Source organism: Mycobacterium sp. NGS54 (genome assembly GCF_059812465.1).
On sequence record NZ_JCALCS010000001.1, the window covers coordinates 828,688 to 853,951 of the forward strand.

Annotated in this window: 28 protein-coding genes; 11 read left to right on the forward strand and 17 right to left on the reverse strand. The window is 69.2% G+C overall.

The window, feature by feature from the left end; all coding sequences use genetic code 11:
- Nucleotides 1-56: 56 nt before the first annotated feature.
- From AC5Y5E_RS04080 to secY, 5 genes are read right to left on the reverse strand one after another with little or no spacing between them, the layout of a single operon-like run.
- Nucleotides 57-824, reverse strand: coding sequence for an anti-sigma factor family protein (locus tag AC5Y5E_RS04080; protein WP_499901874.1), 768 nt, complete (start codon nt 822-824; stop codon nt 57-59).
- A 55-nt stretch (nt 825-879) separates the two neighbouring features.
- Entirely contained in the window at nt 880-1,425 is a 546-nt protein-coding gene (locus AC5Y5E_RS04085; protein WP_082964298.1) for a sigma-70 family RNA polymerase sigma factor, read from the reverse strand.
- Between the two features lie 45 nt (nt 1,426-1,470).
- Nucleotides 1,471-2,271 (reverse strand): type I methionyl aminopeptidase, encoded by an 801-nt coding sequence (gene map, locus AC5Y5E_RS04090; protein ID WP_499901668.1) that lies wholly within the window; start codon nt 2,269-2,271, stop codon nt 1,471-1,473.
- Nucleotides 2,272-2,273: 2 nt separating this feature from the next.
- Entirely contained in the window at nt 2,274-2,819 is a 546-nt protein-coding gene (locus tag AC5Y5E_RS04095) for an adenylate kinase (protein WP_499901669.1), read from the reverse strand.
- Nucleotides 2,816-4,141: a preprotein translocase subunit SecY gene (secY, locus tag AC5Y5E_RS04100; RefSeq protein WP_499901670.1), complete on the reverse strand. Its 1,326-nt coding sequence runs from the start codon at nt 4,139-4,141 to the stop codon at nt 2,816-2,818. Before secY ends, AC5Y5E_RS04095 begins: the two co-directional genes overlap by 4 nt.
- 205 nt (nt 4,142-4,346) lie before the next feature.
- Between secY and AC5Y5E_RS04105 the strand changes: the two genes are divergently transcribed.
- Nucleotides 4,347-5,252, forward strand: coding sequence for a class I SAM-dependent methyltransferase (locus AC5Y5E_RS04105; RefSeq protein WP_499901671.1), 906 nt, complete (start codon nt 4,347-4,349; stop codon nt 5,250-5,252).
- Nucleotides 5,253-5,262: 10 nt separating this feature from the next.
- Here AC5Y5E_RS04105 and AC5Y5E_RS04110 read toward each other — a convergent pair whose 3' ends face one another.
- On the reverse strand, nt 5,263-5,928 hold the full coding sequence (locus tag AC5Y5E_RS04110; protein ID WP_499901672.1) for a GNAT family N-acetyltransferase: 666 nt from the start codon (nt 5,926-5,928) through the stop codon (nt 5,263-5,265).
- 70 nt (nt 5,929-5,998) lie between these two features.
- Complete coding sequence (locus AC5Y5E_RS04115) at nt 5,999-7,426, reverse strand: RNA-guided endonuclease InsQ/TnpB family protein (protein WP_499901673.1); 1,428 nt, start codon at nt 7,424-7,426, stop codon at nt 5,999-6,001.
- 203 nt (nt 7,427-7,629) lie between these two features.
- Here AC5Y5E_RS04115 and AC5Y5E_RS04120 point away from each other — a divergent pair, with 203 nt between their 5' ends.
- Nucleotides 7,630-8,022 carry a transposase family protein gene (locus tag AC5Y5E_RS04120; protein ID WP_499901875.1) on the forward strand — a complete coding sequence of 131 codons (393 nt, stop codon included), beginning with the start codon at nt 7,630-7,632 and terminating at the stop codon, nt 8,020-8,022.
- On the opposite strand, the gene AC5Y5E_RS04125 is transcribed toward AC5Y5E_RS04120, so the two are convergent.
- Nucleotides 7,994-9,355, reverse strand: a complete 1,362-nt coding sequence (locus tag AC5Y5E_RS04125; protein WP_499901674.1) for a xylulokinase — start codon at nt 9,353-9,355, stop codon at nt 7,994-7,996. The two genes, AC5Y5E_RS04120 and AC5Y5E_RS04125, sit on opposite strands and share 29 nt — an antisense overlap.
- A gap of 30 nt (nt 9,356-9,385) precedes the next feature.
- Between AC5Y5E_RS04125 and AC5Y5E_RS04130 the strand changes: the two genes are divergently transcribed.
- Genes AC5Y5E_RS04130 through AC5Y5E_RS04140 form a run of 3 tightly spaced genes read left to right on the forward strand, consistent with a single transcriptional unit; the run spans nt 9,386 to nt 11,895 of the window.
- Nucleotides 9,386-10,366 carry an NAD(P)-dependent oxidoreductase gene (locus AC5Y5E_RS04130; RefSeq protein WP_499901675.1) on the forward strand — a complete coding sequence of 327 codons (981 nt, stop codon included), beginning with the start codon at nt 9,386-9,388 and terminating at the stop codon, nt 10,364-10,366.
- Nucleotides 10,363-11,016, forward strand: coding sequence for an L-fuculose-phosphate aldolase (locus tag AC5Y5E_RS04135; protein WP_499901676.1), 654 nt, complete (start codon nt 10,363-10,365; stop codon nt 11,014-11,016). Before AC5Y5E_RS04130 ends, AC5Y5E_RS04135 begins: the two co-directional genes overlap by 4 nt.
- Complete coding sequence (locus AC5Y5E_RS04140; RefSeq protein WP_499901677.1) at nt 11,017-11,895, forward strand: MBL fold metallo-hydrolase; 879 nt, start codon at nt 11,017-11,019, stop codon at nt 11,893-11,895.
- Here AC5Y5E_RS04140 and AC5Y5E_RS04145 read toward each other — a convergent pair.
- Complete coding sequence (locus AC5Y5E_RS04145) at nt 11,868-12,734, reverse strand: helix-turn-helix transcriptional regulator (protein WP_499901678.1); 867 nt, start codon at nt 12,732-12,734, stop codon at nt 11,868-11,870. The genes AC5Y5E_RS04140 and AC5Y5E_RS04145 overlap by 28 nt on opposite strands.
- 74 nt (nt 12,735-12,808) lie before the next feature.
- On the opposite strand from AC5Y5E_RS04145, the gene AC5Y5E_RS04150 reads away from it, so the two are divergent.
- Entirely contained in the window at nt 12,809-13,456 is a 648-nt protein-coding gene (locus AC5Y5E_RS04150) for a class I SAM-dependent methyltransferase (protein ID WP_499901679.1), read from the forward strand.
- On the opposite strand, the gene AC5Y5E_RS04155 is transcribed toward AC5Y5E_RS04150, so the two are convergent.
- Both AC5Y5E_RS04155 and AC5Y5E_RS04160 read right to left on the reverse strand, forming a co-directional pair.
- Nucleotides 13,453-14,685 (reverse strand): cytochrome P450, encoded by a 1,233-nt coding sequence (locus AC5Y5E_RS04155; protein WP_499901680.1) that lies wholly within the window; start codon nt 14,683-14,685, stop codon nt 13,453-13,455. The two genes, AC5Y5E_RS04150 and AC5Y5E_RS04155, sit on opposite strands and share 4 nt — an antisense overlap.
- Nucleotides 14,682-15,248 (reverse strand): TetR/AcrR family transcriptional regulator, encoded by a 567-nt coding sequence (locus tag AC5Y5E_RS04160; RefSeq protein WP_499901681.1) that lies wholly within the window; start codon nt 15,246-15,248, stop codon nt 14,682-14,684. The genes AC5Y5E_RS04155 and AC5Y5E_RS04160 overlap by 4 nt, the downstream gene beginning before the upstream one ends.
- Before the next feature lie 54 nt (nt 15,249-15,302).
- Here AC5Y5E_RS04160 and AC5Y5E_RS04165 point away from each other — a divergent pair, with 54 nt between their 5' ends.
- Nucleotides 15,303-16,358 (forward strand): NAD(P)H-dependent amine dehydrogenase family protein, encoded by a 1,056-nt coding sequence (locus tag AC5Y5E_RS04165; protein WP_499901682.1) that lies wholly within the window; start codon nt 15,303-15,305, stop codon nt 16,356-16,358.
- On the opposite strand, the gene AC5Y5E_RS04170 is transcribed toward AC5Y5E_RS04165, so the two are convergent.
- Complete coding sequence (locus AC5Y5E_RS04170; RefSeq protein ID WP_499901683.1) at nt 16,355-17,569, reverse strand: zinc-dependent alcohol dehydrogenase; 1,215 nt, start codon at nt 17,567-17,569, stop codon at nt 16,355-16,357. The two genes, AC5Y5E_RS04165 and AC5Y5E_RS04170, sit on opposite strands and share 4 nt — an antisense overlap.
- On the reverse strand, nt 17,566-18,342 hold the full coding sequence (locus tag AC5Y5E_RS04175; RefSeq protein ID WP_499901684.1) for an SDR family NAD(P)-dependent oxidoreductase: 777 nt from the start codon (nt 18,340-18,342) through the stop codon (nt 17,566-17,568). Before AC5Y5E_RS04175 ends, AC5Y5E_RS04170 begins: the two co-directional genes overlap by 4 nt.
- A gap of 97 nt (nt 18,343-18,439) precedes the next feature.
- On the opposite strand from AC5Y5E_RS04175, the gene AC5Y5E_RS04180 reads away from it, so the two are divergent.
- From AC5Y5E_RS04180 to AC5Y5E_RS04190, 3 genes are read left to right on the forward strand one after another with little or no spacing between them, the layout of a single operon-like run.
- Nucleotides 18,440-19,384, forward strand: a complete 945-nt coding sequence (locus tag AC5Y5E_RS04180; protein WP_499901685.1) for a class I SAM-dependent methyltransferase — start codon at nt 18,440-18,442, stop codon at nt 19,382-19,384.
- Complete coding sequence (locus AC5Y5E_RS04185) at nt 19,377-20,285, forward strand: class I SAM-dependent methyltransferase (RefSeq protein ID WP_499901686.1); 909 nt, start codon at nt 19,377-19,379, stop codon at nt 20,283-20,285. The genes AC5Y5E_RS04180 and AC5Y5E_RS04185 overlap by 8 nt, the downstream gene beginning before the upstream one ends.
- 10 nt (nt 20,286-20,295) lie before the next feature.
- Nucleotides 20,296-21,210, forward strand: a complete 915-nt coding sequence (locus AC5Y5E_RS04190; protein ID WP_499901687.1) for a class I SAM-dependent methyltransferase — start codon at nt 20,296-20,298, stop codon at nt 21,208-21,210.
- Here AC5Y5E_RS04190 and sppA read toward each other — a convergent pair.
- Nucleotides 21,207-22,970, reverse strand: coding sequence for a signal peptide peptidase SppA (gene sppA, locus AC5Y5E_RS04195; RefSeq protein ID WP_499901688.1), 1,764 nt, complete (start codon nt 22,968-22,970; stop codon nt 21,207-21,209). The two genes, AC5Y5E_RS04190 and sppA, sit on opposite strands and share 4 nt — an antisense overlap.
- 38 nt (nt 22,971-23,008) lie before the next feature.
- On the opposite strand from sppA, the gene AC5Y5E_RS04200 reads away from it, so the two are divergent.
- Nucleotides 23,009-23,938: an LLM class flavin-dependent oxidoreductase gene (locus tag AC5Y5E_RS04200; RefSeq protein ID WP_499901689.1), complete on the forward strand. Its 930-nt coding sequence runs from the start codon at nt 23,009-23,011 to the stop codon at nt 23,936-23,938.
- On the opposite strand, the gene rplO is transcribed toward AC5Y5E_RS04200, so the two are convergent.
- The 3 genes from rplO to rpsE are packed head-to-tail and all read right to left on the reverse strand — an operon-like array spanning nt 23,939 to nt 25,253.
- Complete coding sequence (rplO, locus tag AC5Y5E_RS04205; RefSeq protein ID WP_067006245.1) at nt 23,939-24,379, reverse strand: 50S ribosomal protein L15; 441 nt, start codon at nt 24,377-24,379, stop codon at nt 23,939-23,941. It lies immediately after the preceding gene.
- Nucleotides 24,376-24,558 carry a 50S ribosomal protein L30 gene (rpmD, locus tag AC5Y5E_RS04210; RefSeq protein WP_067006248.1) on the reverse strand — a complete coding sequence of 61 codons (183 nt, stop codon included), beginning with the start codon at nt 24,556-24,558 and terminating at the stop codon, nt 24,376-24,378. The genes rplO and rpmD overlap by 4 nt, the downstream gene beginning before the upstream one ends.
- Complete coding sequence (gene rpsE / locus AC5Y5E_RS04215; RefSeq protein WP_499901690.1) at nt 24,555-25,253, reverse strand: 30S ribosomal protein S5; 699 nt, start codon at nt 25,251-25,253, stop codon at nt 24,555-24,557. The genes rpmD and rpsE overlap by 4 nt, the downstream gene beginning before the upstream one ends.
- Between the last annotated feature and the right edge of the window lie 11 nt (nt 25,254-25,264).

Genomic DNA, 25,264 nt, shown 5'->3' on the forward strand with positions numbered 1-25,264 from the left:
GTAACACGACGCGCGGTGAACTTGAGTTCACCGCGCGCCTTGTTTTTACCGGGGTTTTACAGCGAACGCTGCAGCAGAACCTGCCCGCTGTCAGCGGAAACCACTTGCACGGCGGCGATCTGGTCGACCGGCGTCGAGATGCTGCCGGCGGGCGTCGCGGTGTGGCCGGGCTCGGCCACCCACGTCGCCAACCGGGTTTGGCTGCCGTCGCGACCCACCACGACCATCGCCAGCGTGTCGTGGTGCGCGTTCAGCGGAGCCAGGCAGACACACTTCAGGTTGATCGACGTCCCCCAGTGCTGGCTGGACAGCTGCACCGTGGAGGCCAACAGGGTGGTGCCGATCTGCGACATCGGCTGCGAGGACGCGGCCACCTGCTGCGCGGGCGCCGAGTTCCCGTGCACCCCGACCAGCACGCCGATCCCCAGCACCGCCGCCGCGGCGGACGATGCCACCCACGTCGTCACCCGGGTGCGGCGCCGGCGCCAGCGCACCGTTGCCAGCAACGAGGGCAACAATTCCGGCGAAATCTCCGGCGCCACCGTCATGGTGCGCCCGGACTCGTCCATCGCGGCGACCTGATCGCGGTCGAGCTGCGAGAGCAGGGCCGGCACCCCACTCAGATCGGCGACGGCCTCCCGGCACGCCGGGCAGCCGGCCATGTGCGCCTCGAACTCGCGTCGGTCGGAGGCCGACAGCGACCCCAACACGTATGCGGCATCCCACATCGCGTAGCGGTCGTCGTCTTGCGCGGCCAAACCGAACACCTCGTTGTCAAAGCCGTTGTCACCGGGCGGGCCGATGCCACGTAGCGGCGTCCTCATCTCGTCCATCTCCTGTCACCCATCAAGTATTCGGAGCCGATGACCGTCTGGATGATCATCGCGTGACTCCAAGTTCCTGCAGAGTGAGCCGCAATGCCCGCACGGCATAGTGTAATCGCGACTTCACGGTTCCTTCGGCGATCTCCAGGTCGGTAGCAATCTGCGCGGTCGTCCAACCGCGGTAGTAGGACCGCTCGATCACCGCCCGGTGCTCGGCGGACAGCTGCGTCATGGCCTCGGCTATCAGCAGCCGGTCCAGCGCCGCGTTCACCTCGTCGGGCGTCGATTGTTCGGGCGCCCCCGATTCGTCCAGCGAACCGACGACGTTGCGGTACCTGGCGCTGCGTCGGTCGTCGATGATCATGTTGCGGGCGACGGTGAACAACCACGCCCGCGCCGATCTCTCGGTGTCTCCGATGACCTCCGGATGCTGCCAGGCCCGCAACAGCGTCTCCTGGACAACGTCCTCGGCCTGGCTGGCGTCCCCCGTCAACCGGAGCGCATAGCGCCACAAGACCGCGGCATGTTCGTCGTAGAGCGCCTTCATCAGAGCGGCCTCGGCAGCCCCGGACGCCCCCCGAGTACCGGCCACACGAGCCACTCGATCACCTCCTGCCCTCTGAAACGAGTGGAGCAGGCGTTTAGTTCAGGCGAGGGTCAAGATGCGCGGCCCGGTTTCGGTCACCGCGACGGTGTGCTCCCAATGCGCCGCGCGCGACCCGTCGGCGGTCGTGACGGTCCATTCGTCGTCGAGCACCCTGGTTTTGCTGGTTCCCAGCGTCAGCATCGGTTCGATTGCGAGCACCGAGCCCGGGGCCAGCAGGGGGCCCCGCCCGGGCGAGCCCTCGTTGGGCAGGAACGGGTCCATGTGCATTTGCCGGCCGATGCCGTGGCCGCCGTAGCCCTCCACGATCCCGAACGCGAGCCCGTAGCGGGCCGCGGCGGCGCGCGTGCCCGTTTCGATGGCGTGCGCCACGTCGGTCAGCCGGTTGCCGACGACCATCGCCGCGATGCCGGCCTGCAGCGACTCCCTGGTCGCGTCGCAGAGCGCCTCGTCGGCCGCGTCCAGCGCGCCGACCCCGAAGGTGATGGCGGCGTCGCCGTGCCAGCCGTCCAGCACCGCGCCGCAGTCGATGGAGACCAGGTCGCCGGGGGCCAGGATCTCCGCGGCGGACGGGATGCCGTGCACCACCCGGTCGTTGACCGACGCGCAGATCGACGCCGGGTAGCCGTGATAGCCCAGGAACGACGGCACGGCCCCGGCCTCGCGGATCACGGATTCGGCGATTTCGTCCAGGCCCAGGGTGGACGCCCCCACGACCGCGGCGGCATGGACCGCGTGCAGGGCGGCCGCCACCACGGCGCCGGCCGCCGCCATCGCGTCGACCTCACCGGGGCTGCGCTGCGGCACGACCCTGCGACTCCGCAGCCGCGCCAACGCGCTCATGATTACTTGCCCAGCGCTTGCAGCGCGCGGGCGAACACCTCGTCCACCGTGCCGACCGCGTCGACCGTCTTCAGTTGGTCGCTGTAGTACTCCAGCAGCGGGGCGGTCTCGTCGCGGTAGACCTTCATGCGGTTGAGGATGACGTCGTCGGTGTCGTCGGCGCGGCCGCGGCCTTTGAGTCGCGCCAGCAGCTCGTCCTGCGAGACGCGGAATTCGACCACCGCGTCGATGTCGCAGCCGCGGCGCTCAAGCATCTCGTGCAGCGCCTTGGCCTGCTCGAGCGAGCGCGGGTAGCCGTCCAGGATGAAGCCTTTGGCGCAGTCCGAATCGTCGAGCCGGTCGTCGACGAGCTGGTTGGTCAGCTCGGAGGGCACCAGGTCGCCGGCGTCCAGGTAGCGCTTGGCCTCCACACCGAGTTTGGTCCCGTTTTCGATGTTGTTCCGGAAGAGCTCCCCGGTGGAGATTTGCGGGATGCCAAGCTTTTCGGCGAGCTTTTCGGCCTGCGTCCCCTTGCCCGCCCCGGGCGGTCCCAGCAAAACCACTCTCACTTGAGGAACCCTTCGTAGTTGCGCTGCATGAGTTGGCTCTCGATTTGTTTGACCGTATCCAAACCGACACCAATCATGATCAAAACCGCCGTACCGCCAAACGGCAAATTCTGAACCGCTCCGCCATTGCCGATCTGCAGGAACAGGTTGGGCAAAACGGAAATGGCACCCAGGTAGATCGAGCCCGGCAACGTGATCCTGCTCAGCACGTAACGCAGATAATCCGCGGTCGGCTTGCCCGGCCGGATGCCGGGAATGAAGCCGCCGAACTTCTTCATCTCGTCGGCACGCTCGTCGGGGTTGAACGTGATCGACACGTAGAAGTACGTAAAGAAGATGATGAGGCCGAAGTAGATGCTGATGTAGACCGGATCGCTCGGGTCCGACAGGTAGCTGCCGACGAACTTGTCCCACCAACTGTTGCCCACGCCGCCGCTGCCGCTGCGGATCAGCTGGGTGATCAGGTGCGGAATGTAGATCAGCGACGACGCGAAAATGACCGGGATGACGCCGGCCTGGTTGACCTTCAGCGGCAAATACGTCGACGTTCCGCCGTACATGCGCCGGCCCACCATGCGCTTGGCGTATTGCACCGGGATCCGGCGCTGGCCCTGTTCGACGAAGACCACGCCGACGATGATGAGCAGCGCGGCGCCGCAGACGGCCGCGAAGATGATGCCGCCGCGGCTGTCCAGGATGGACTTGCCCTCCGCCGGGATGCGCGCGGCGATGCCGACGAAGATCAGCAGCGACATGCCGTTGCCGATCCCGCGTTCGGTGACCAGCTCGCCCATCCACATCACCAGCGCCGCCCCCGCCGTCATCACCAGCACGATGACGACGAGCGTGAAGATCTTCTGGTCGGCGATGATGTCCAGCGAGCAGCCCTGCAGCAGCCCGCCGTTGGCCGCCAGCGCCACGATGCTCGTGGCCTGCAGGACGGCCAGCGCGATGGCCAGATACCGGGTGTACTGGGTCATCTTCGCCTGGCCGGATTGGCCCTCTTTGCGCAATTCCTCGAAGCGGGGGATGACCACGGTCAATAGCTGCACGATGATGCTCGCCGTGATGTAGGGCATTACGCCCACGGCGAACACCGTGAGCTTGAGCAGCGCGCCGCCGGAGAACAGGTTGATCAGCGAGTAGATCTGCCCGGCCTCGCCGCCGCTCGCCTCCTTGATGCACTGCTGCACGTTCGGGTAGTTCACACCCGGTGAGGGCAATGCGGCGCCGACCCGATAGAGAAGGACGATGCCAAGCGTGAAGAGGATCTTCCGTCTCAGGTCGACTGTCCGCAGCGATGAGATGAAAGCCGAAAGCACTCTTCCTCCTGCGTCCTGCGTCTCGCGCCTAACACCCGCAGGCCAGGACGTACGGCGCCGCGCGTCAAACCGTGTACGAGACTAACAGCTGAATCGGGCAGGTCCTTTCAACACCCTTTGCCACACCCTTTGCCACCCTTTGCCGTCAGCCGCGAGGCGTAGAGTTTCGGTGGCTCATTGCATTGGCTAAATAAGTGGGAGCACCATGACGCGAACCGATCAGGACAGCTGGGATTTGGCCTCGAGCGTCGGCGCGACGGCGACGATGGTCGCCGCGGCCCGCGCGGTGGCCAGCACGCAGCCCGACGCGATCATCGACGACCCCTTTGCGGCGCCGCTGGTGCGCGCGGTCGGCCTCGACTTCTTCGTCCGCCTGATCGACGGCGAGGTCGCCCCGGGCGCGGACGACGGCGGCGAACGGGACCTGCAACTCGAGACCGACTCGATGGCGGTGCGCACCCGCTTCTTCGACGACTTCTTCCTCAACGCCGCCCGCGACGGCATCCGCCAGTCGGTGATCCTGGCCGCCGGCCTCGACGTGCGCGCCTACCGGCTGGCCTGGCCGCCCGGCAGCGTGGTCTACGAGGTCGACCAGCCCAAGGTCGTCGAGTTCAAGACCGCCGCCATGGATAACCTGGGCGCCGCCCCGACCGCGGACCGGCGCACCGTCGCCGTCGACCTGCGAGACGATTGGCCGGAAGCGTTGCGCCGCAGCGGGTTTGACCTGTCTCAGCCCACGTCCTGGAGCGCCGAGGGCCTGCTGATGTACCTTCCGCCCGACGCCCAGGACCGGCTCTTCGACAACGTCACCGAGCTCAGCGCGCCCGGCAGCAAGCTGGCCACCGAATACCACGGCGACACCGGCCGCACGATGTCGCAACGCGCGCGGCAATTCAACCAGCGGTGGGCCAATTTGGGCTGCGACATCGACCTGTCCGGGCTGTTCTTCGACGGCGAGCGCAGCAACGTCGTCGACTACCTGGCCGGCAAGGGCTGGCAGGTGAGCACCCGGCCACGGCGGGAGTTCTTCGCCGACTACGGCCGCGTCTTCCCCGACGACGAGGAATCGCAGCTGCGAAACATCATCTCCGTCACCGCCACGCTGGGATAGCGCGCCGCCGCTAGCTCGGCTTGGCCGGCGGCGTCCGGACCACCAGCGGCACGGCGGGGAAGCACCACGCCAGCTCCGTGCGCGACTTGCGCAGCGCGGCGGTGCCGTAACCCTTCTTGCGGTGCTCGGGGTGAATCCAGATCCGCACGTTCACCTCGCCGCCGAGCAGCTCGCCGAACACCATCCCGACCTTCTCGCCCGAGTCAACCGCCACGAACCACGCGGCCTCCTCGTCGCCGACGCGGCCCAGCGCCGCACGGATCTCGTCGTCGAGGTTGCCCGCCGGCCCGCCGGACCCGTCGCCCGCGGCGCCGACGTCCTCGGTTCGGGCGGCGAAGATGTCGCGGTCGGCGGTGGCGGAGAACGGCCGAAGTTCCAGGGTCTCCCCCGAGCTCGCGGGCCGCTCCCCCAGGGTGAAGCTCAGCTGCTTGTTCAGGTCCTCCAGCTCGGCCAGGATCTTCCGGCGCGAGTCGATGGTCAGCTGCGCGAACGACATCCCCATCACCGCCTCGGCGGCCAGGTGGGACGTGTCGAGCAGGCGGACGATGGCCTCCACCGCCGCCGCCTTGTCCTCGGACTCCACCACGACGTCGGCGATTTCGTGCCGGCGCTCGAGGGCTTTCAACAGTGCGTCGGCGATCTCCCGACGGGCGGCTTTGCGGTCTTGGTCAGTCATTGCACCAGCCTAAAGCGTGTCGATCGACTCTGGTGAGTGTTCGGCACCGCCCTTCTCGGGCGTCGTCGGTTCAGGCCGCGGGTGCGGTGTGAACGTCGGTTCCCGCGTCATTCGGAACGGTTTCACCAACACGAGGGTGTTGGCCAGCGCCGTCCCCTCGGCGGACATTGTTGGCCCGGCCTCCTGCTTGGGGGTCCGGGGATCGCGAGGGGTCGTGATGGGCGTGGCCCCAGCGGGCTAGGTTCGTAGCCGCGTTTCGGTCACGGTCAACGGTGTGCCCGCAACCACAGGTGAAGACCCGATCGGCGAGTGTCATCGCGCTGTCGACCGCCCCGCAGTGGGGGCATAGCCGGGTCGAGGGATACCAGCGGTCGGCTTCGACGAGCTGCCCACCGCGCCACATCTGTTTGTATTTGAGGAGGCGGGCAAACTCTGACCAGCTGGCATCGGAGATGGCGGGGGCCAGCCGATGGTTGCGCAGCATTCCGGTCACGTTGAGGTTCTCGATGACGAGCCGGTCGTGGGTCTTGACCAACTCATTGGACACCTGGTGCAGGAAATGGCGGCGCACGTTGGCAACACGGTGATGATGCCGACCCAGTCTGGCAGCGGCATCCTTTCGATGCTCTGATCCTTTCTTCTTGCGTGACAATGACTTCGACAAGCGTCGCTGCTGTTTGAGCCCACCGGACAACGCTTTGGGTGCGTCACTGATGCGCGCGACCTCGGCGCCATCGGCGGTGGCGGCCACCAAAAAGGCCGACAGGCCGCGGTCCACGCCGACCCAGCTAGCAGCATCCTCGGGTGGGACTGGGTGCTGACGGGCGGGATGCAGGTCGGCGGCCTCAACGTTGAGCGATACCCACCACCGGCCGCGACGGCAGCTAACGGTCGCAAAGCAGATCTTGGCGCGATTCGCGGTGAGCATGCGGCGTAGCCGACGGGTGTCGTCTTGGACAGCGATGTGCCCGATACCGGGCAACGTGAGCGAACGGGGCCGGTGATTATCCCCAACTCGGATCGCGGCCGGTTTGCCCTTGGGGTGCTTGTTGCGCAACCGAAACGACGGGACATCCGCAGTCTTCTTCTTAAACCGCGGGAACCCGACGCGACGGCCTTTGCGCTTGCCCGAGCGTGAATCCGACCAGGCCGACAATCCCCTGCCGAGATCGACGGCGGCTTCCTCGAACACCTGCTGGCACACCTCGGCCCGCCAGGACAGGCCTGTCACCACTACCTCAGCGTCGCCGGCGGCATCGACGGTGAACACCCGCCCCGCGTCCTCGGTTTTCTTCCACGCGTTGAATGTGTTGATCAGATCAAACCCCGTCCAGGGCACGTCAACGTCCGCGTCGGTCTTACGTCGAGTCAGAGCGATTTTCACGATGCGCAGGCACTGGTTGAACGCAAACCGCGCCGCTCCCGCATGCCGTTCCAGCACCTCGTACTGCTCGACCGTCGGGTCGAGACAGAACCGAAATGTGGTGTGGCGAGCCATCACCGATCAGCGTTCCACACAACACCGACAAACTGCCCTGGCCAGCACGGATGTATCGGACCATCTGATCACCATCGACAGTCATGCAACCGAGTCGGTCAAAGATCGCCGGTGGCCGGGCCGCGCGGCTTCGACGGCGCGAAGGAGGTTGACGGCGTCAAACGGCACGGCTCGTCGAAACCGCCTGGGCCCCGGTCGCCGCTATCGTCACACCAGCCGACGTGCAGGACCTGGCTGCATACCCCACCCTGCTGCGTAAGGCGAAGCAGGTCGCGCCGACCATCAGCCACGTGGGGGTGGACAAGGGCCACGACGTGCAGGCCGTCACCACCGCCGCGGCCAAGGCCGATGTCACCGTCGAGGTGGTCTCCTGGCCGAAGCCAGACCACGGCTTCATCGTCCAACCGCGACGCTGGGTAGTCGAACGCACTAACGACTGCATCAACCACTGCCGCTGCATCGACCGCCACTACGAAATCACCCTCGCCGCCCAGAAGGATTCCTCTGCCTCAGTCAAATCGCCCTACTACTCCGCAGACTCGACCGCACCCAGTTGTTCGACACGCTTTAGAACGCCACCGGGCATATCGCGCTAGATCGTTGGTTTCCCAGTTCCAGGAACCGTTGGTAGCGCTCGGCGGTCGGCTCCGCCCAGGCGGGATCGGGCTCGACGACGCGTTCGGTGCGGGCCCACCGGCCCGCGTCGGTGATCGAGGTCTCCAGGCCGGCCGCCATCCGGCCCAGGAAGGCGGCGCCCAGCGCCGCGCCCTCGGCCACCGCGGACACCTCCACCGGCCGGCCGGTGGCGTCGGCGATGGCCTGCATCCACGGCCCCACCCGGGTGCCGCCTCCGGAAGCGACGATGCGCGCCACCGGCGCCCCACCCAGCTCGATGAGCTGACGCACGACGAAGCCCGCCGCCTCGTAGGCGGCCCGCCGCACCGCGGCCGGGTCGTGGGTGAGGTCGAGGGCGTCGAGCACGGCCCGGCGATCCGGGTCGTGGAACGGCGTGCGCTCGCCACGGATGTAGGGCGACCAGACCGGCACGCGGCGCGGATCGGCGGTGCCCGGATCGCCCGGGCCGAGCAGGCGCTCCACCCAGCCGAGGAACAGGCCGCCCGCGTTGCTGGCGCCCCCGATCTGGCTCTTGCCGGGGGCGGTGTGCGGGATGGTCCACAGGCCGGGCACCTGCCGCGCCTCGGTGATCGTGTTCCACACGATAAGGGTGGTGCCGCACAGCACGAGCACGTCGCCGTCGCGGTCGGCGCCGGCCACGATCTGTTCGCACAGGGCGTCGATGGCGCCGATGGCCAGCACGGCGCCCGAACCGGGGAGCTCTCCGGCGGCCGTGCCGATCGTCTCCACCCGGGGCATCTGCTCGACGGTCGCGCCGCAGTCGGCGCAGGCCGCGGGGTCCCAGCCGGTCCCGTCGAACAGCGGGAAGGCGGTGGCGGCGGTCGCGACGTCCATCACCGCCTCGCCCGCCAGCGCGTGGTTGGCCACCGCGGGCGCGGGCCAGTACCCGGCCGCGCCGGGCGCCTGGGCCGTCGTCCAGCGCAGGAATTCGGCGGCCTCGCCCAGCGCCGGGAGCGGCTTGTCGTCGGAGCCCGGGACCCGGCCCCTGGCGTCCCCGTACAGCAGCCCGGGGGTCAGCGGGCGACCCCCGGCGTCGACGGCGGTCAGCGACGGCACCATCGCCGACACGGCCACCGCGCGGACGTCGGGTCCGGCGGCAAGGCGCTCCAGCGCCGCCACCGGCCCCCGCCGCCACGCCTCGTCGGCGTCGTGCTCGAGCCGATCGGGCGCCGGCACCCGCAGCTGGTGCGGAATGCGCACCCGCGCGGTCACCCGGCCGTCCGCGTCGGCGGCCACCGCCTTGACGGCGGTGCTGCCGACATCGACGCCGATTGTGACGCCATCACGTGACACGGGCGTCACCGTACGCCAGCATTGGCGTCTGTGACATCAAGACCGCGCGCCCTGGTCACCGCGCCGTTGCGGGGCCCGGGGTTCGACAAGCTCCGGCAGCTGGCCGACGTGGTGTACGACCCCTGGATCGAGCAGACCCCGCTGCGGATCTACAGCCCCGAGCAGCTGGCCCAGCGGATCGCCGCCGAATCAGCCGATGTCGTTGTGGTGGAGGGCGACTCGGTCCGTGGCCCGGTGTTCGAGCAGGGCCTGATCGCCGTAGCCTCGACCCGCGGCGACCCGAACAACGTCGACATCGAGGGCGCCACCGCGGCCGGCGTCCCGGTGCTGAACACCCCGGCCCGCAACGCCGACGCGGTCGCCGAGATGGCGGTGGCCCTGCTGCTGGCCGCGACGCGGCACCTGCTGACCGCCGATGCGGATGTCCGCGGCGGCAACATCTTTCGCGACGGCACCATCCCGTATCAGCGGTTCCGGGGCTGGGAGATCGCCGGGCGCACCGCCGGGCTGGTGGGCCTCGGTGCCGTCGGCCGCGCCACCCGGTGGCGGCTGGCCGGGCTGGGCATGCGGGTGATCGCCCACGACCCGTACAACGACGAGGCCCGGCACGGCCTCGACGAGCTGCTGGCCGAGTCCGACGTGGTGTCCCTGCACGCGCCCGTCACCGACGACACCGCGGGCATGATCGGCGCGCAGCAGTTCGCGGCCATGCGCGACGGCGTGGTCTTCCTCAACACCGCCCGGGCGCAGCTGCACGACACCGACGCGCTGGTCGACGCGCTGCGCGCCGGAAAGGTGGCCGCCGCCGGCCTGGACCACTTCGTCGGCGAATGGCTGCCGGCCGATCACCCGTTGACTTCCATGCCGAATGTCGTGCTGACGCCCCACATCGGCGGGGCGACGTGGAACACTGAGGCCCGGCAGGCGCAGATGGTGGCCGACGACCTGGAAGCGCTGCTGAGCGGCGAGACGCCCACCCATATCGTCAACCCGGAGGTGCTGGGCCCATGAAATCGGTGGCGAACCCCGAAGACGCCGTGCTGGACGCGGCCAAGGAGATGCTGCGCCGCGGCCTGGTCGAGGGGACCGCCGGCAACATCTCGGCGCGCCGCTCCGACGGCAACATCGTCATCACGCCGTCGTCGGTCGACTACCGCGACATGGAGCTGGACGACCTCGTGCTGATCGACCCGCAGGGCGAGGTGGTGCACGCCGCCGAGGGCCGCTTCCCGTCGTCGGAGGCGAAGCTGCACCTGGCGTGCTACCAGGCGTTCGACGACATCGGCAGCGTCATCCACAGCCACCCGGTGTGGGCGACGATGTTCGCCATTGCGCACCAACCCATTCCGGCCTGCATCGACGAGTTCGCCGTCTACTGCGGCGGGGAGGTCCGCTGCACCGACTACGCGGCATCCGGCACGCCCGAGGTCGGCACCAACGCGGTCAAGGCGCTCGAGGGCCGCGGCGCCGCGTTGATCGCCAACCACGGCCTGGTCGCCGTCGGCCCGCGACCCGACAAGGTCCTGCACATCACCGCGCTGGTCGAGCGGACCGCCCAAATCGTTTGGGGTGCAAGGGCACTCGGCGGCCCGGTGCCCATCCCCGACGAGGTGAACCGCAACTTCGCCGGCGTGTACGACTACCTGCGCGCCAACGCCTAAATGCGCCGGGTCCGGTTCGGCCGCGCGAGCGTGGCGCGCATCGCCGAACTCCAATTCGACCTGGGCACGCACTGTTTCCCGCAGACGCCGCCGTCGGGGTGGCGGGACAACGCCGACCTGCTGGTGCCGGACTTCTTCGATCCCGCGACCGATCAGTGGCACATCGCGGTCCAGAGCTGGGTGATCGAGGTCGACGGGCTGACCGTGGTCGTGGACACCGGCGTCGGCAACGACCGCGAGCGCCCGCACATGCCGCCCCTGGACCACCTGAACACCGGCTTCCTGGCGGCGCTGCAGGCGGCGGGCATCGACCGCGACGCCGTCGACGTCGTGGTCAACACCCACATCCACTCCGATCACGTCGGGTGGAACACCATGCTCGACGACGGCGCCTGGGTGCCGACGTTCCCCAACGCCCGATACCTGATGCCGGCGGCCGACTACCACCACTTCTGCCCCGACGGGCCCGCGGGCCAGGATCCCGGCAACCAGCTCGTGTTCGCCGACAGCGTCGCGCCCATCGATGGCCAGCTCGTCCAGTGGTCGGACGACTGCCAGATCAGCCCGTCGCTGCGACTGCGCCCCGCCCCCGGCCACACGCCGGGATCCTCCGTGCTGTGGCTCGACGCGGGCCGGCCCGCGGTCTTCGTCGGCGACCTCACCCACAGCCCCCTGCAACTGCGCCGGCCCGCCGACGCCTGCGCCTTCGACGTCGACGCGCCGGCCGCCGCGGTGACCCGCCGCCGGATCTTCACCGAGGCCGTCGAGGCGAAGGCCGCCGTGATCCCCGCGCACTACCCGGGTCACGGCGGCGCGACCATCCGCGCCGTCGAGGACCGATTCGAGGTCGATCAGTGGCTGGACATCGAATCCCTCTGACGCCATTCGCGGGGCGAGGCACCGTGCGCTCGCGCGAACAGCCGGCTGAAATAGCCGGGATCGGACATCCCGACCCGCCGGGCCACCTCCGCGACCGGCAGGTTCGTTTCGGCCAGCAGTGCCCGGGCTGCGGTCATCCGGCGGTCGGTGATCCATTCCCCGACGGTGCGTCCGGTGCGGCGGCGCACCACCGTGGTCAGGTGGCCCGAGGTCATGCCGAGTTCGCCGGCCACGTCACGCAGCGACAACGGCCCGGCGTGGCGCCGGTCGATCACCTCGAAGACCTCCGCCAGCAGCGGTTCGCCACTGCGCCGCAGCTCGGCCACCACCGGCCCGGCCAGGCGCGCGAGGTCGATCAACAACAGGGTCAGGTGCGCCAGCGCCGCCTGGTGGTAACCCTCATGGCGTCCGGTCAGTTCGGTTTCGATCGACGCGATCGCGGCCTCCCACGCCGGCCGTCGGTCCGCGGGCACGTCGAGACGCAGCAGCCCGCCGGCCCGACTGTGCAGGAACGGGAACAGCAGCGGATGCCCTCGCCACGCCGGCCAAGGCGATCGCCCGTCCTCGCCGAGAGCCGCGGGATCGAAGAACACTCCGACCCCGCCGTCGATGTCGCTCACCCCGGCGGGATCGATGACCTCGCCCGCGGCCACGACGTACACATGACCCGCGGCGGGGATGTACCACAACGCCGGGAAGTCGTGAATGTGGCGACCGTGCTCGCGCACGTCCTCGCGCCTGGCCCACATCACCGACACCGGCGGAGTGGCCCGATCGCTTCGATACTGATAGACGGGAACGCCGCCGCGGTACCAATTCAGGCGCGTTGCCACACTCATGGCACCAAAAATAGTTCATGTTTTGCCAAGGATCACCCAATTCTTGAGGAATACACCGGTTCACCATGGATCTTGTGACCAAACATCATCCACATGACTACCTGCCCGCCGCCGGCCACGACGCGCTGCTCCCCTGCTACGACGTGTTCAGCCGCCTATTGGGCATGGACCGGGTCCATGAGAATCTGATCGCGCAGGCCGAGCTCGCCGACGGCCAGCGCATCCTGGAAATCGGCTGCGGCACCGGAAATCTCACCGCCCGGGTCAAACGCGCACAGCCCGGCGTGGATGTGACCGGATGCGACCCCGACCCGCGCGCGCTGGACCGGGCGCGGCGAAAGGGGCGCGGGTGCAACGATATTCACTTCGAACAGGGCTACGCCGAGCGGCTGCCCTACGCCGACGGGGAATTCGACCGGGTGCTCTCGTCGATGATGCTGCACCACGTCGCCGATGACGCGAAATCCGCCGCGGCCGCCGAGGTCTTCCGCGTCCTGCGCCCCGGCGGCAGGCTGCACCTGGTCGACATCGGCGGCGACACGACCACCGACCGCGGCCTGGCGGCGCGGCTGATCAGGCGCAACCCGCACGCGGCAGGCAATTTCGGCGACGCGATTCCGCGCCTGCTGCTCGCGGCCGGTTTCGACTGCACCGAGGTCGCCACGCATCGGCAGCGCGTGGTTGGACGACTCAATTACTATCGCGCGACCCGCCCCGCCTAGCGCCGCTCGAGGCGCACCGGGAGGGATTCGTACACGGTCATGTTGTTGCAAAGATCGGGAAGCGTCATCCGCGGCTCACCGACTTCGATGGCGCCGGTGTTCAGCAGGATCTCGTCCAGGGCGGCCCGGACTTCGGCCCGCGCCAGCATCGCGCCCAGACAGTGGTGGGCGCCGCCACCGCCGAAGGACTGGTGTGGGTTCGGGTCGCGGCGAATGTCGAACCGGTAGGGATCTGAGAAGACGTCTTCGTCGCGATTCGCCGAGCGCAACATCGTCACCACCCGCGCCCCCTCGGGGATCGGCACATCGCCGAGCACGACGTTCCTTGTCGCGCCCCGCACCCAGAACATGATCGGCGTGGAATAGCGGATCACCTCCTCGACCGCCGTGCGGCGCGCGTCCGGGTCGGATCGATAGACAGCAACCTGCTCCGGATTGGCCACGAACGCCCGCAACCCGTCGCACAACGCGTTTCGGGTCGTGTCGGCGCCGGCCAATCCGAGGATGAAAAAGAAGATCTCGAGCTCGTTGGAGGGCAGCAAGAAGCTCTCCCCCGAATCCCCCGTGATCTCCGTGGTACACAACGCGCTCCAGATGTCGTCCACGGGGTGCTCACGCTTGTAAGCGGTCAGCGCGCTGGCGTACTCGAACAATTCCATGAACGGCAACAGGTCGTCCCCATCGGGGAGGGACAGCTGCGCGCCGGCGGTCTTCAACACTCGGTCGATCAAGCCGAACACGTGTGGGCGGTCGGCGTCGGGAATCCCGACGATGTCGCCGATCACCGAGATCGGCAGTTCCGCAGCCAGATCGACGAACTCGCCACCACCGGATTCCAGCAGCGCGGCGGCCATAGACTTGGCCCGGTCTCGGATGCCGTTCTCGAGCTTGGCCACCGCACGCGGTGTGAAAGCGCGCGCGATCACCTTGCGGCGAATCGTGTGATCGGGCGGGTCCATGCTGACGATGGCCGGGTACGCGTCGAACATCGGCACGTCCTGGATCAGCGGTCCCCGGGTCGCCGTGAACGACTCGTGATCGCGATGCACCCGCGCGACGTCCGCGTGCTTGGTGCACACCCAGAATTCGCGGCCCACAGTGGATCTGACGTCATCCGTGAGCTGCTGGTGAAACACCGGCGTGTGGGCGCGCAACTCGGCGAACAGCCCGTCGGGAAATCGCGTGGCCCAGATCGCCGGCTCGGCCAGATCGATCGTCGTCTCCGTCACGATGCGCCCCCCTCGAGCTCGCCGCGCAGGCCGGCCAGGATCAGACGCAACCCGTACGCGAACGCCTTGTCGCTCGGGCCGCCGGCGGGGCGCGTGTGCTCGAGCTGAACAGAACCGAGCAGGTGGATGTACAAGGCGGCGTGGGCAGCGGCGAAATGCCTCGTGGCCAAGCCCGATTCGCGCAGAATTCCGCGGGAGGCGCGGTCCAACTCGGTCGCCGCGGCGGTGTGCGGATGCTCCTGCAGCAGGGCCGCGATGCCGGGCACGTCGACCAGCGCCTTCCAGGCACTCAGGTACAGCGCGACGAGACGCGTTTCCCAGTCGCCCTCCTGCGGCACCTCGATCTGTGCGAGCACCGATTCGATCAGCAGGTCGAGCAGTTCCCGTTTGTCGCGGACGTGGTAGTACACCGACGAGGCCGACGTGCCCGCCTCTGCGGCCAGCTCGCGCATGGTGACCCGGCTGACGCCCACGCGTTTGGCCAGCCGCAACAAGTGCTTCGTCAGGTGTGCCCGGTCCAGCGCCCCGTAGCGCAGCACCGGCGCCTTGGCCACGGCCCCCATACGCCCCCCACTTTCGAACAGTGTACGAATTCGAACAGCATTCAGATTAGAACAATGTTCGCCTACGCTGTCAACATGGCGCCCTACCGCGTGGTTCAGTGGTCAACCGGCAACATCGGCAAGCGAGCGCTCGGCATCCTGCTCGACCGCCACGACTTCGACGTGGTGGGCGTGCATGCCCTGGGCGCAGACAAAGTGGGGTGCGACGCGGGGGCACTCGCGGACCGGCCCCCGACGGGGGTCACCGCGACGAGCGACGTCGACGCGTTGCTCGACCTCGCGCCGGATTGCGTGAACTACATGCCGCGTGCCATCGACTACGACTTGGTGCAACGGATGCTGCGCCGCGGCATCAACGTGGTCACCACCGGAGACTTCCTGACCGGCACCCATCACCCGGTCGAACTCCCGGCGCTCGATGAGGCGGCGCGAGAGGGCCGAGCCACCTTCCTGGGAACGGGTTTCGAGCCGGGCTTCATCAACGTCGTCGCCGGCTTCCTCACCGGCGCCTGTCCGCGGGTGCACAGCGTCAAGCTCGTCGAAACGCTGGACTGTACAACCTATCCCGTAGCGGACGTGTGGAAGGTGCTCGGATTCGGCAAACCGCCCCGTGAGCCGGTGACGCACCTCGACCCCGACAGGCAACGCTACGGCCTAGGCTACTTCGAGACCCTGGACATGATCGCCAGCATGCTGGGCACCGAACTCGACTCCAAGGAGGCGTTCGTCGAGCCCGCCGTGCTGACCCGGGATCTGAATCTGGGCTGGGTGGACTACGCCGCCGGCACCGCCGGGGGTCAGCGCCGCACCTATCGCGGCTACCGGGGCGGTCGCCCCGTGATCGAACTCGCTATCTGCTGGACCATGAGCGACGACGCGCTCGAGCCAAAGTGGACCGACCCCAAGGGTTTCAGCGTGGTGATCGAGGGCGAGCCGCACGTCGACGCGACGATCCGGTTCGGCAAACCCGGAGAGGACGTGATGACCGTGTTGATGGACAGCACCGCCGTCGCGGCGGTCAACGCCATCCCGTTCCTGTGCGACGCGCGACCGGGCGTCATCACCCCGATCGACCTGCCTGTCATCGGTTCGCCGGGCGCCCTGCTCTAGCGCTGATCGAACGCGACCTTCACAGCGCCGCTGTCGGCCTGATTGGCGATCGCCAGGAAGGCGTCGCGCCACTGCTCGAGACCGAAGGTGTGGGTCAGCATGGGCCGCAGGTCCACCCGGCCGGCGGCGGCCAGGTCCAGGTAGTGCGCGATGGCGTGCTGGCGCCGGCCCTCGACCTCCTCGACCCCGAAGGCGTTCGACCCCACCCAGCTGATCTCCTTGAAATACAGGGGACTCCACTCCCAGCGGCCGGGCGCGTGCACGCCGGCCTTCACCAGCGTCCCGCGCGAGCGCAGCACCCGCACCCCGACCTCGAACGTCTCCGGTTTGCCGACGGTGTCGTAGACGACGTCGAGCGCCCCCGGGTAGGCCATCGGCAGGCCCAGCAGCGGCTGGCGCAGCCGGCCGCCGCCCCACGCGGCCAGTTCCTCGATGACGGCCAGGCGCGGTTCGTGGTCCAGCACCAGGTCGGCGCCGAACCGGCGGGCCAGTTCCTTTTGCGCATCGAACCGCGCGACCACCGCGACGGCCACGCCCGGGTAGAGCGCGCCCAGGATCGCGACCGCGCACAAGCCGAGCGAGCCGGCGCCGTACACCAGCACCCGGCCTTCGGCTGGCGGCGGGTGGCGGGTGATCGCGTGCAGGGACACCGAGAACGGGTCCGCGAACACCGCCAGCTCGTCGGGCACCGAATCCGGGACCGGGAAGAGCATGCTGTCGTGGGCGGGCATCAGTTCGGCGTAGCCGCCCGTCACGTCGGCCGAAACCCCGGTGTGGATGCCGGGCTTGATGTCGCCGTCGGTGAAGCTCCAGCACAGGCTGTAGTCGCCGCTTTCGCAAGCGGGACAGGGCGGTTCGATGCCGCGCGGCCCGCAGGACAGCCACGGGTTGAGCACCACGCGCTTGCCGACCTCCAGCCCGCGCGCCGCGGGTCCCATCGCCACCACGTCGGCGACCACCTCGTGCCCCATGACTTGCGGAAAGGAACAGAACGCGGACATCGCGTTGTCGGCGTCGGCTTCGCCGAAGTCCATCAGGATCTGCTTGGAGTCCGACCCGCAGATGCCGGTCAGCCGCGGCCGGGTCAACACCCAATCCTCGTGCGGGAGTTGCGGATCCGCGACTTCCCGCAGTGCGACCGGGCTGTGGGTCAGTGCGTCGTCGGGTCCCGGCGAAGGCTCCGGCGGCACGCCGTACACCAGCGCCCTCATCGCGGCGCCATCCCGGCCGAGCCGGCGATGAACGCGTCGAGGTCGGCGTTCTTGGCGTCCACGACCGCTTTCATGTCCGGAACGTAGTGCTCGAACGCGTCGCCGCCCAGCGCCTCGACGATGCCCGCGGCCACCTCGTCGGCGGGCACCTTTGGCCCCTGATAGAGGGGTTCCTCGCTGCCCGGATGGTCCCAGATCTCGGTGTCGACCGGTCCCGGCTCGATCAGCTTCACGGCGACCCCGCTGCCGTGCAGGTCGACGGCCATCGCCTCGCTCCAGCCGCAGAGCGCGAACTTGCTTGCACAGTAAGCTGTTTCATGGATGATGCCGAGGCGGCCGCCGACGCTGGACACGTTGACGATCAGACCGGAGCCGCGTTCCAGCATCCGCGGCAGCAGGGCCAGCGTGAGGCGCATCGGCGCGAAGAAGTTGATCCGCATGACGTCCTCGACCTCGTCGGGCTCAAGGGCCGCGACCGGGCGGCGTTTCGGGATCGCGGCGTTGTTGATGAGCACGTCGACGCCGCCGAGCGCGTCCCACGCCCGCGCCGCCAGCTCCCGCAGCGCCGCGGTGTCCGCCAGGTCGGCCACCCACATCGCCGATCCCGGCGAGGTCTGCCGGCAGTCCGCCAGCACCTCAGCCAGGCGATCCCGGCGCCGGGCGACCAGCCCCACCACCGCCCCTCGTCCCGCCAATTGCCGGGCCAGAGCCGCCCCCAGGCCCGACGAGGCACCCGTGATCAGCACCCGTTTTCCCGCGGCGGCGTACGTCATCCGTCAAGGTTGCCGCGAATTGCGGGAAGCGTACAGTGGTTGAAGCTTGTTATATCGGCTAAATATTAGCTTTACTACTTCCGAATAGGGGCTGTACATGACTTCCACCAGGTATGAGGGCGACACCTGGGACCTGGCCTCCAGCGTGGGGATGACCGCGACGATGGTCGCGGCCGCCCGCGCCGTGGCGAGCCGCGCCGATCGTCCGCTGATCGACGACCCGTTCGCCGAGCCGCTGGTCCGGGCCGTCGGCGTGGACCTGCTCACCCGGCTGGCGACCGGCGAACTGAACCCGAGCGACCTGAACGACGTACACGACGGCACCGACGGGTCCGCTGGGGCGATGTCGCGGATGGCCGACAACATGGCCGTCCGCACCAAGTTCTTCGACGAGTTCTTCCTGGGCGCGACGCAGGCCGGCGTCAAGCAGGTGGTGATCCTGGCCTCGGGGCTGGACTCCCGCGCTTACCGGTTGGACTGGCCCGCCGGGACCGTGGTCTACGAGGTCGACCAGCCGCAGGTCATCGAGTTCAAGTCCCGCACGCTGGCCGAGCTCGGCGCCGCCCCGACGGCCTATCGGCGGGTGGTGGCCGTGGACCTGCGCGACGACTGGCCCGCCGCCTTGCGCGCCGCCGGATTCGACCCGACCCGGCCGACCGCGTGGAGCGCCGAGGGCCTGCTCGGCTACCTGCCCCCGGACGCGCAGGACCGCCTGCTGGACACCATCACCGAACTCAGCGCGCCGGGCAGCCGGCTGGCGACCGAAAGCGCGCCGAACCGCGAGCCCGGGGACGAGGACAAGCTGAGGGAACGCATGCAGCGCATCTCCGAACGCTGGCGCGCGCACGGTTTCGAGCTGGACATGGCCGGGCTGGTCTACTTCGGCGAGCGCAACGAGGCGGCCGCCTACCTGAGGGAGCGTGGTTGGGCGCTGGAAGGCATCAGCATCCGAGACCTATTCGCGGCCAACGACCTTCCGCCCCTAGAGGGTGACGACACGCGCATGGGCGACGTGCTCTACGTGAGCGGCACCCATGAGTGAGGGCCGCACCGAGGGCGACAGCTGGGGGCCGGCGTCCAGTGTGGGGGCGACGGCCACCATGGTCGCGGCGTCTCGCGCCGTGGCATCGCAGGGACCCGATCCGCTGCTCGACGACCCGTTCGCCGATCCCCTGGTCCGCGCCGTCGGGCTGGACCCCTTCATCCGCATCATCGATGGTGAGCTCGATTTCGACGACGACGCGCTGTTCAACCGGAAGGCCCGGCGCGAACAGATCACGGTGCGCACCAGGTTCTTCGACGATTTCTTCACCGGCGCCACCGCCGATGGAGTGCGGCAGGCGGTGATCCTGGCCTCCGGACTGGACACCAGGGCCTACCGGTTGCCCTGGCCGGCCGGGACGGTGGTCTACGAGATCGACCAGCCCCAGGTCATCGCGTTCAAGACGGGCACGCTGGCCGGCGTCGGCGCGGCCCCCACCGCCGAGCACCGCACGATCGCGATCGACCTGCGCGACGACTGGCCGGCCGCGTTGCGCCAGGGCGGCTTTGACGTCACGGCGCCGACGGCGTGGAGCGCCGAGGGCCTGCTGCCCTACCTGCCGCCCGACGCCCAGGATCGGCTGTTCGACCACATCACGGCGCTGTCCGCGCCGGGCAGCCGGCTGGCCACCGAACACGTCCCCAACCCGAACGCGTTTACCGACGAGCGCCTGCAGCACATCTCCGAGCGCTGGCGGCGCCTCGGTCTCAACCTCGACCCGGCCGACCTGTTCTACCGGGGCGAGCGCAACGTCGTCGTCGACTACCTGACCACCCACGGCTGGGACGTGACCGCACATCCCGCCCGGGACCTCTACGCCCGCAACGGATTTGAGTTCCCCGAGGACGAGATGACGGCCGCCTTCGGTGAGCTCAGCTACGTGGCCGCGACCCTAAAGTAGGGTTTCGCCCATGCCACGCGCTCATGACGACAACTGGGACCTGGCCTCCAGCGTGGGAGTGACCGCGACGATGGTCGCGGCGGGCCGCGCCATGGCGACCAGGGACCCCCGAGGCCTGATCAACGACCCGTTCGCCGAGCCGCTGGTGCGCGCGGTCGGGGTGGACCTGTTCACCAAGATGCTGGACGGCGAGCTCGACCTCGACGCGTTCGAGAACGCATCGCCGGCGCGCATGCAGGCGATGGCCGACGGAATGGCGGTGCGCACCAAGTATTTCGATGATTACTTCATCGACGCCGTCGGCGCCGGCGTGCGCCAGGCGGTCATCTTGGCATCCGGCCTGGACTCGCGCGCCTACCGGCTGCCGTGGCCGGACGGCACGGTGGTCTACGAACTCGACCAGCCGCAGGTGATCGAGTTCAAGACGACCACGCTGGCCGGCATCGGCGCCGAACCCACCGCCACCCGGCGCACCATCGCCGTCGACCTGCGGCAGGACTGGCCGGCCGCGCTGCGCGCCGCCGGACTGGACACGACGGCGCCGACCGCGTGGCTGGCCGAGGGACTGCTGATCTACCTGCCGCCGGAGGCCCAGGACCTGCTGTTCGACAACATCACCGCGCTCAGCGCGCCCGGCAGCACCGTCGCGACCGAATTCGTGCCCGGCATCATCGATTTCGACCCCAGCCGCGTCCAGGACATGGCCGGCGTATTCCGGGAGCACGGCGTGGACATCGACATGGCGTCGCTGGTCTACACCGGGGAACGCAATCACGTCGTCGACTACCTGCGGTCCAAGGGGTGGGACGCCGAGGGCGTGCCGCGAACGGAACTGTTCCGGCGCAACGACATCGAGGTGCCGCCCCCGGAGCAGGACGATCCGCTCGGCGAGATCATCTTCATCAGCGGCAGGCTGGCCGGCTAGAGTCGCGACTTGCCCAGCCACAGCGCGCTGGCCCCGCCCAGGGTCTGCTCGACATTGTCGAGAATCCCGGCGATCGAGCGACCCAACAGGGCCCCCAGCGACGCGGCGGCCGGTTGCGACGAGGCCCGCGGGCGCACCAGGTCCATCAGCGACGACCCCGGATAGCTGACGAGGCGCACCTCGGCGTCCTCGTCCAGGCCCGCCAGAACCTTGGCCCGGCGCAGCGCGGCCCGGAAGCCGCCCAGCTCGTCGACCAGGCCGCGTTCCAGCGCGTCGGCGCCGGTCCAGACCCGGCCCCGCGCAACGGCTTCCACGGCTTCGGCGCTCAAGTCGCGGCCCCCGGCGACCCGTTCGACGAAGTCGCGGTAGAGGAGCTCGGCCTCGGCCTCACGATGCCGGCGCTGTTCCGGCGTGAACGGCGCGTCGACCGACCAGGCGTCCGCATTCGCGTTGGTGCGCACCGTGTCCGACGCAACCCCCAGGCGATCCTTGAGATCGCGCACCACCAGCTTGCCGGTGATCACGCCGATCGAGCCGGTGATCGTGCCCGGGCTGGCCAGGATCGCGTCGGCGCCCATCGCGACGTAGTAGCCGCCGGACGCCGCGACCGCACCCATCGACGCCACCACCGGCTTGCCGCGCTCGCGCGCCCGTGCCACCTCGCGCCAGATCGTTTCCGACGCGATGACCGCACCCCCCGGGCTGTCCACCCGCAGCACGATCGCGGACACCGAATCGTCGGCGGCGGCCTCGCGCAGCGCCGCCGCGATGGTGTCGGCGCCGGAGGTCGACGTGCCCAGCGGCAGGAACTGCGGGCCACCGCGTCCGGTGACGATCGTGCCGTCGACGGTGACCACGGCCAGCGTCGGCTTGGGCCGGCGGCCAGGGACGGACGGCACGGGCGGGCTCAGTCGTGGCCGGGAAGCGCCGGCGTAGCGCGCCAGGTAGAGCCGGGGCGGCGTGTTCTCATCCGAAACATCCTGCACACCAACCAGTTCCGCGATCCGCGCGTAGGCTTCGTCGCGGAATCCGATCCGGTCGACGAGGCCCGAGGCCACCGCGTCGTCGCGCAGGAGCGGGCCGCGGTCGGCCAGCTCGTCGAGCGCCGCCGGCTCGACCTTGCGGGACTCCGCGACCGCCCGCCACACCTGTTCCTGCAGGCTCTGCAGCATCCGCGTGACGGCCTCGCGGTGGGCCTCGGTGAAGCCGCCCTCGGTCAAAAGGTTTGCCGCCGACTTGTATTCGCCCGTCGCGATGATCTGGGCCTCGATCCCCGCCTTGTCGAGCGCGTCGCGCAGGAACATGGCGTTGCTCGCGAATCCGATCAGGCCGACGCTTCCCGAGGACTGCATCCACACCTCGCTGAACGCCGAAGCGAGGTAGTAGGACAGCGTGCCCGGGTAGGTCTCGGCCCAGGCCAGCGACGGCTTGACGGCGCTGAAAGCCGCGATCGCCTCCCGCAGTTCCTGGACCGCGGCCGGCGGCGCCGCCGCGAGCTGCACGCGCGCGATGAGCCCGGCAACCCGCGGGTCCTCGGCCGCGCGGTGGATCGCCGCGACGGTGTCGCGCAGCGACAGCGCTCGGCCGCCCCCGGTGATCATCGCCACCGGATCGAAGCCGGTGGTCTCCGGCGGCGCCGAGCGCAGGTCGAATTCGAGCACGCAGCCGTCGGGCACGCCGTGGTGGCGCGCCGTGTCGACGCGGCCGGCCAGGGCGCGCACGTCATCGAGACCCGGGACAGAAGGCAGAAAACCGAACATATTCGCAGCCTACCGATCGGCCGCCGTACGGTGGTCGGGTGAGGTTTTCCATCGCGATCCCCCAGTTCGACTATGACGGCTTCGACGCCTCAGGCCTTCGCACCTACCTCGCCCGCGCCGAGGAGCTCGGGTTCGAGGCCGGCTGGGTGCTCGAGCAGATCATCGGCGAGGCGCCGCTGCTGGCGCCGTTGGAGCTGCTGGCGTATTGCGCCGCGTGCACCGAGCGGCTGCGCCTCGGGGTCGCCGTCCTGGTGACGTCCCTGCACGACCCGCTGCAGCTGGCCTCGTCGACCACCGCGGTCGACCGGCTGAGCCACGGGCGGCTGGACCTCGGCGTCGGGGCCGGCGGCGGCTTTCGCCGATTCGACGCCTTCGGGGTCGAAAAGGCAACGTATATCTCGTATTTCACCGAGGGCCTGGAGCTGATGAAGGCAGCCTGGTCCGACGAGCCCCGGGTGACGTTTCACGGCCGGTTCCGCGAGGTCGACGACGTGCCGATCCAGCCCAAGCCGCTGCAGCGCCCGCATCCGCCGATCTGGTTCGGCGGGCTGGCCCCCAAGGCGCTGGCCAGGGCGGTGCGCCACGGTGATTCGTTTCTGGGCGCGGGTTCGTCGACCACCGAGGCGTTCGCCGGGGCCGTCACCGTGGTGCGCCGCGAGCTCGCCGAACAGCGGAAAGACCCCGCGCACTTCACGATTGGCAAACGGGTCTACCTGACGGTCGACGACGACGCGGGGCGGGCGCGCGAACGCGTCCTCGAAGGGCTTCACCGCATCTACGGCGATTCCATTCCCGGCGGCGAAAACGTGCCGGTGTCGGGCACGCCCGACGACGTGGCGCGCGGGCTGCGCGAGGTGATCGACGCGGGGGCCGAATACCTGCTGCTCAACCCCGTCGGCGCCGACGTCGGCGAGAACCGCGAACAGATGGAACGCCTTGCCGCGGGGGTCATTCCGCAGCTGAGCTGACTACAGCTCGGTGACCGAGCCGCCCGCCGCGGTGATCTTCTCGCGCGCGCTGCCGCTGAACTTGTGCGCGGACAGGTCGACCTTGACGGTCAGCTTGCCGTCGCCGAGGACCTTGACCAGCGAGTTGCGGCGAACCGCGCCCTTGGCCACCAGCTCGTCTACGCCGACGGAACCGCCCTGCGGGAACAGCCGGTTGATGTCGCCGACGTTGACGATCTCGTACTCGGTGCGGAACCGGTTCCGGAATCCCTTGAGCTTGGGCAGCCGCATGTGAATCGGCATCTGGCCACCCTCGAAGGTCGCCGGCACGTTCTTGCGGGCCTTGGTGCCCTTGGTGCCTCGGCCGGCCGACTTGCCCTTGGAGCCCTCGCCGCGACCGACCCGGGTGCGCGCTTTCTTCGACCCGGGTGCGGGTTTCAGGTCGTGCAGTTTGATGGTCACTTGGCCTCCTCCACCTGCACCAGGTGGCGCACCACCGCGATCAGGCCGCGGGTCTGTGCGTTGTCCTCACGGACCACCGAATGGCGGATCCGACGCAGGCCCAGGGTCCGCAGGCTCTCGCGCTGCTTCCAGCGGGCACCGATGGTGCTGCGCACCTGGGTGATCTTGAGCTGACTCATGGTTGCGCTCCCGAAATCTGAGCCTCACGCGCCGCCGCCGCACTGGCCAGTGCGTCGCTTTCCCGGCGCGCCTTCAACATCCCGGCCGGGGCGACGTCCTCGATCGGCAGTCCGCGGCGAGCGGCCACCTCCTCGGGACGCTGCAGGAGCTTGAGCGCGGCGACGGTTGCGTGCACCACGTTGATCGCGTTGTCGCTGCCCAGCGACTTGGCCAGGATGTCGTGCACCCCAGCGCATTCCAGCACCGCGCGGGCGGCACCGCCGGCGATGACACCGGTACCCGGGCTGGCGGGACGCAGCAGCACGACGCCCGCGGCGGCCTCACCCTGCACCGGGTGCGTGATGGTGCCGCCGATCAGCGGCACCCGGAAGAAGCCCTTGCGTGCCTCCTCCACGCCCTTGGCGATCGCGGCCGGCACCTCCTTGGCCTTGCCGTAGCCGACGCCGACCATGCCGTTGCCGTCACCGACGATGACCAAAGCGGTGAAGCTGAATCGCCGTCCACCCTTGACCACCTTGGAGACGCGGTTGATGGCGACGACCCGCTCCAGGTAGTTGCTCTTCTCGCCGTCGCGATCACGACCGCCCCGGCCGCCGCCGTCGCGCCGGCCGCGGCCGTCGCGGCCGTCACCGCGCGAGTCGCGGCTGTCGCGGCTGTCTGGGCCGCTGTGCCCGCCGGCCGACTGTTCCGCCATTATGCGGTCCT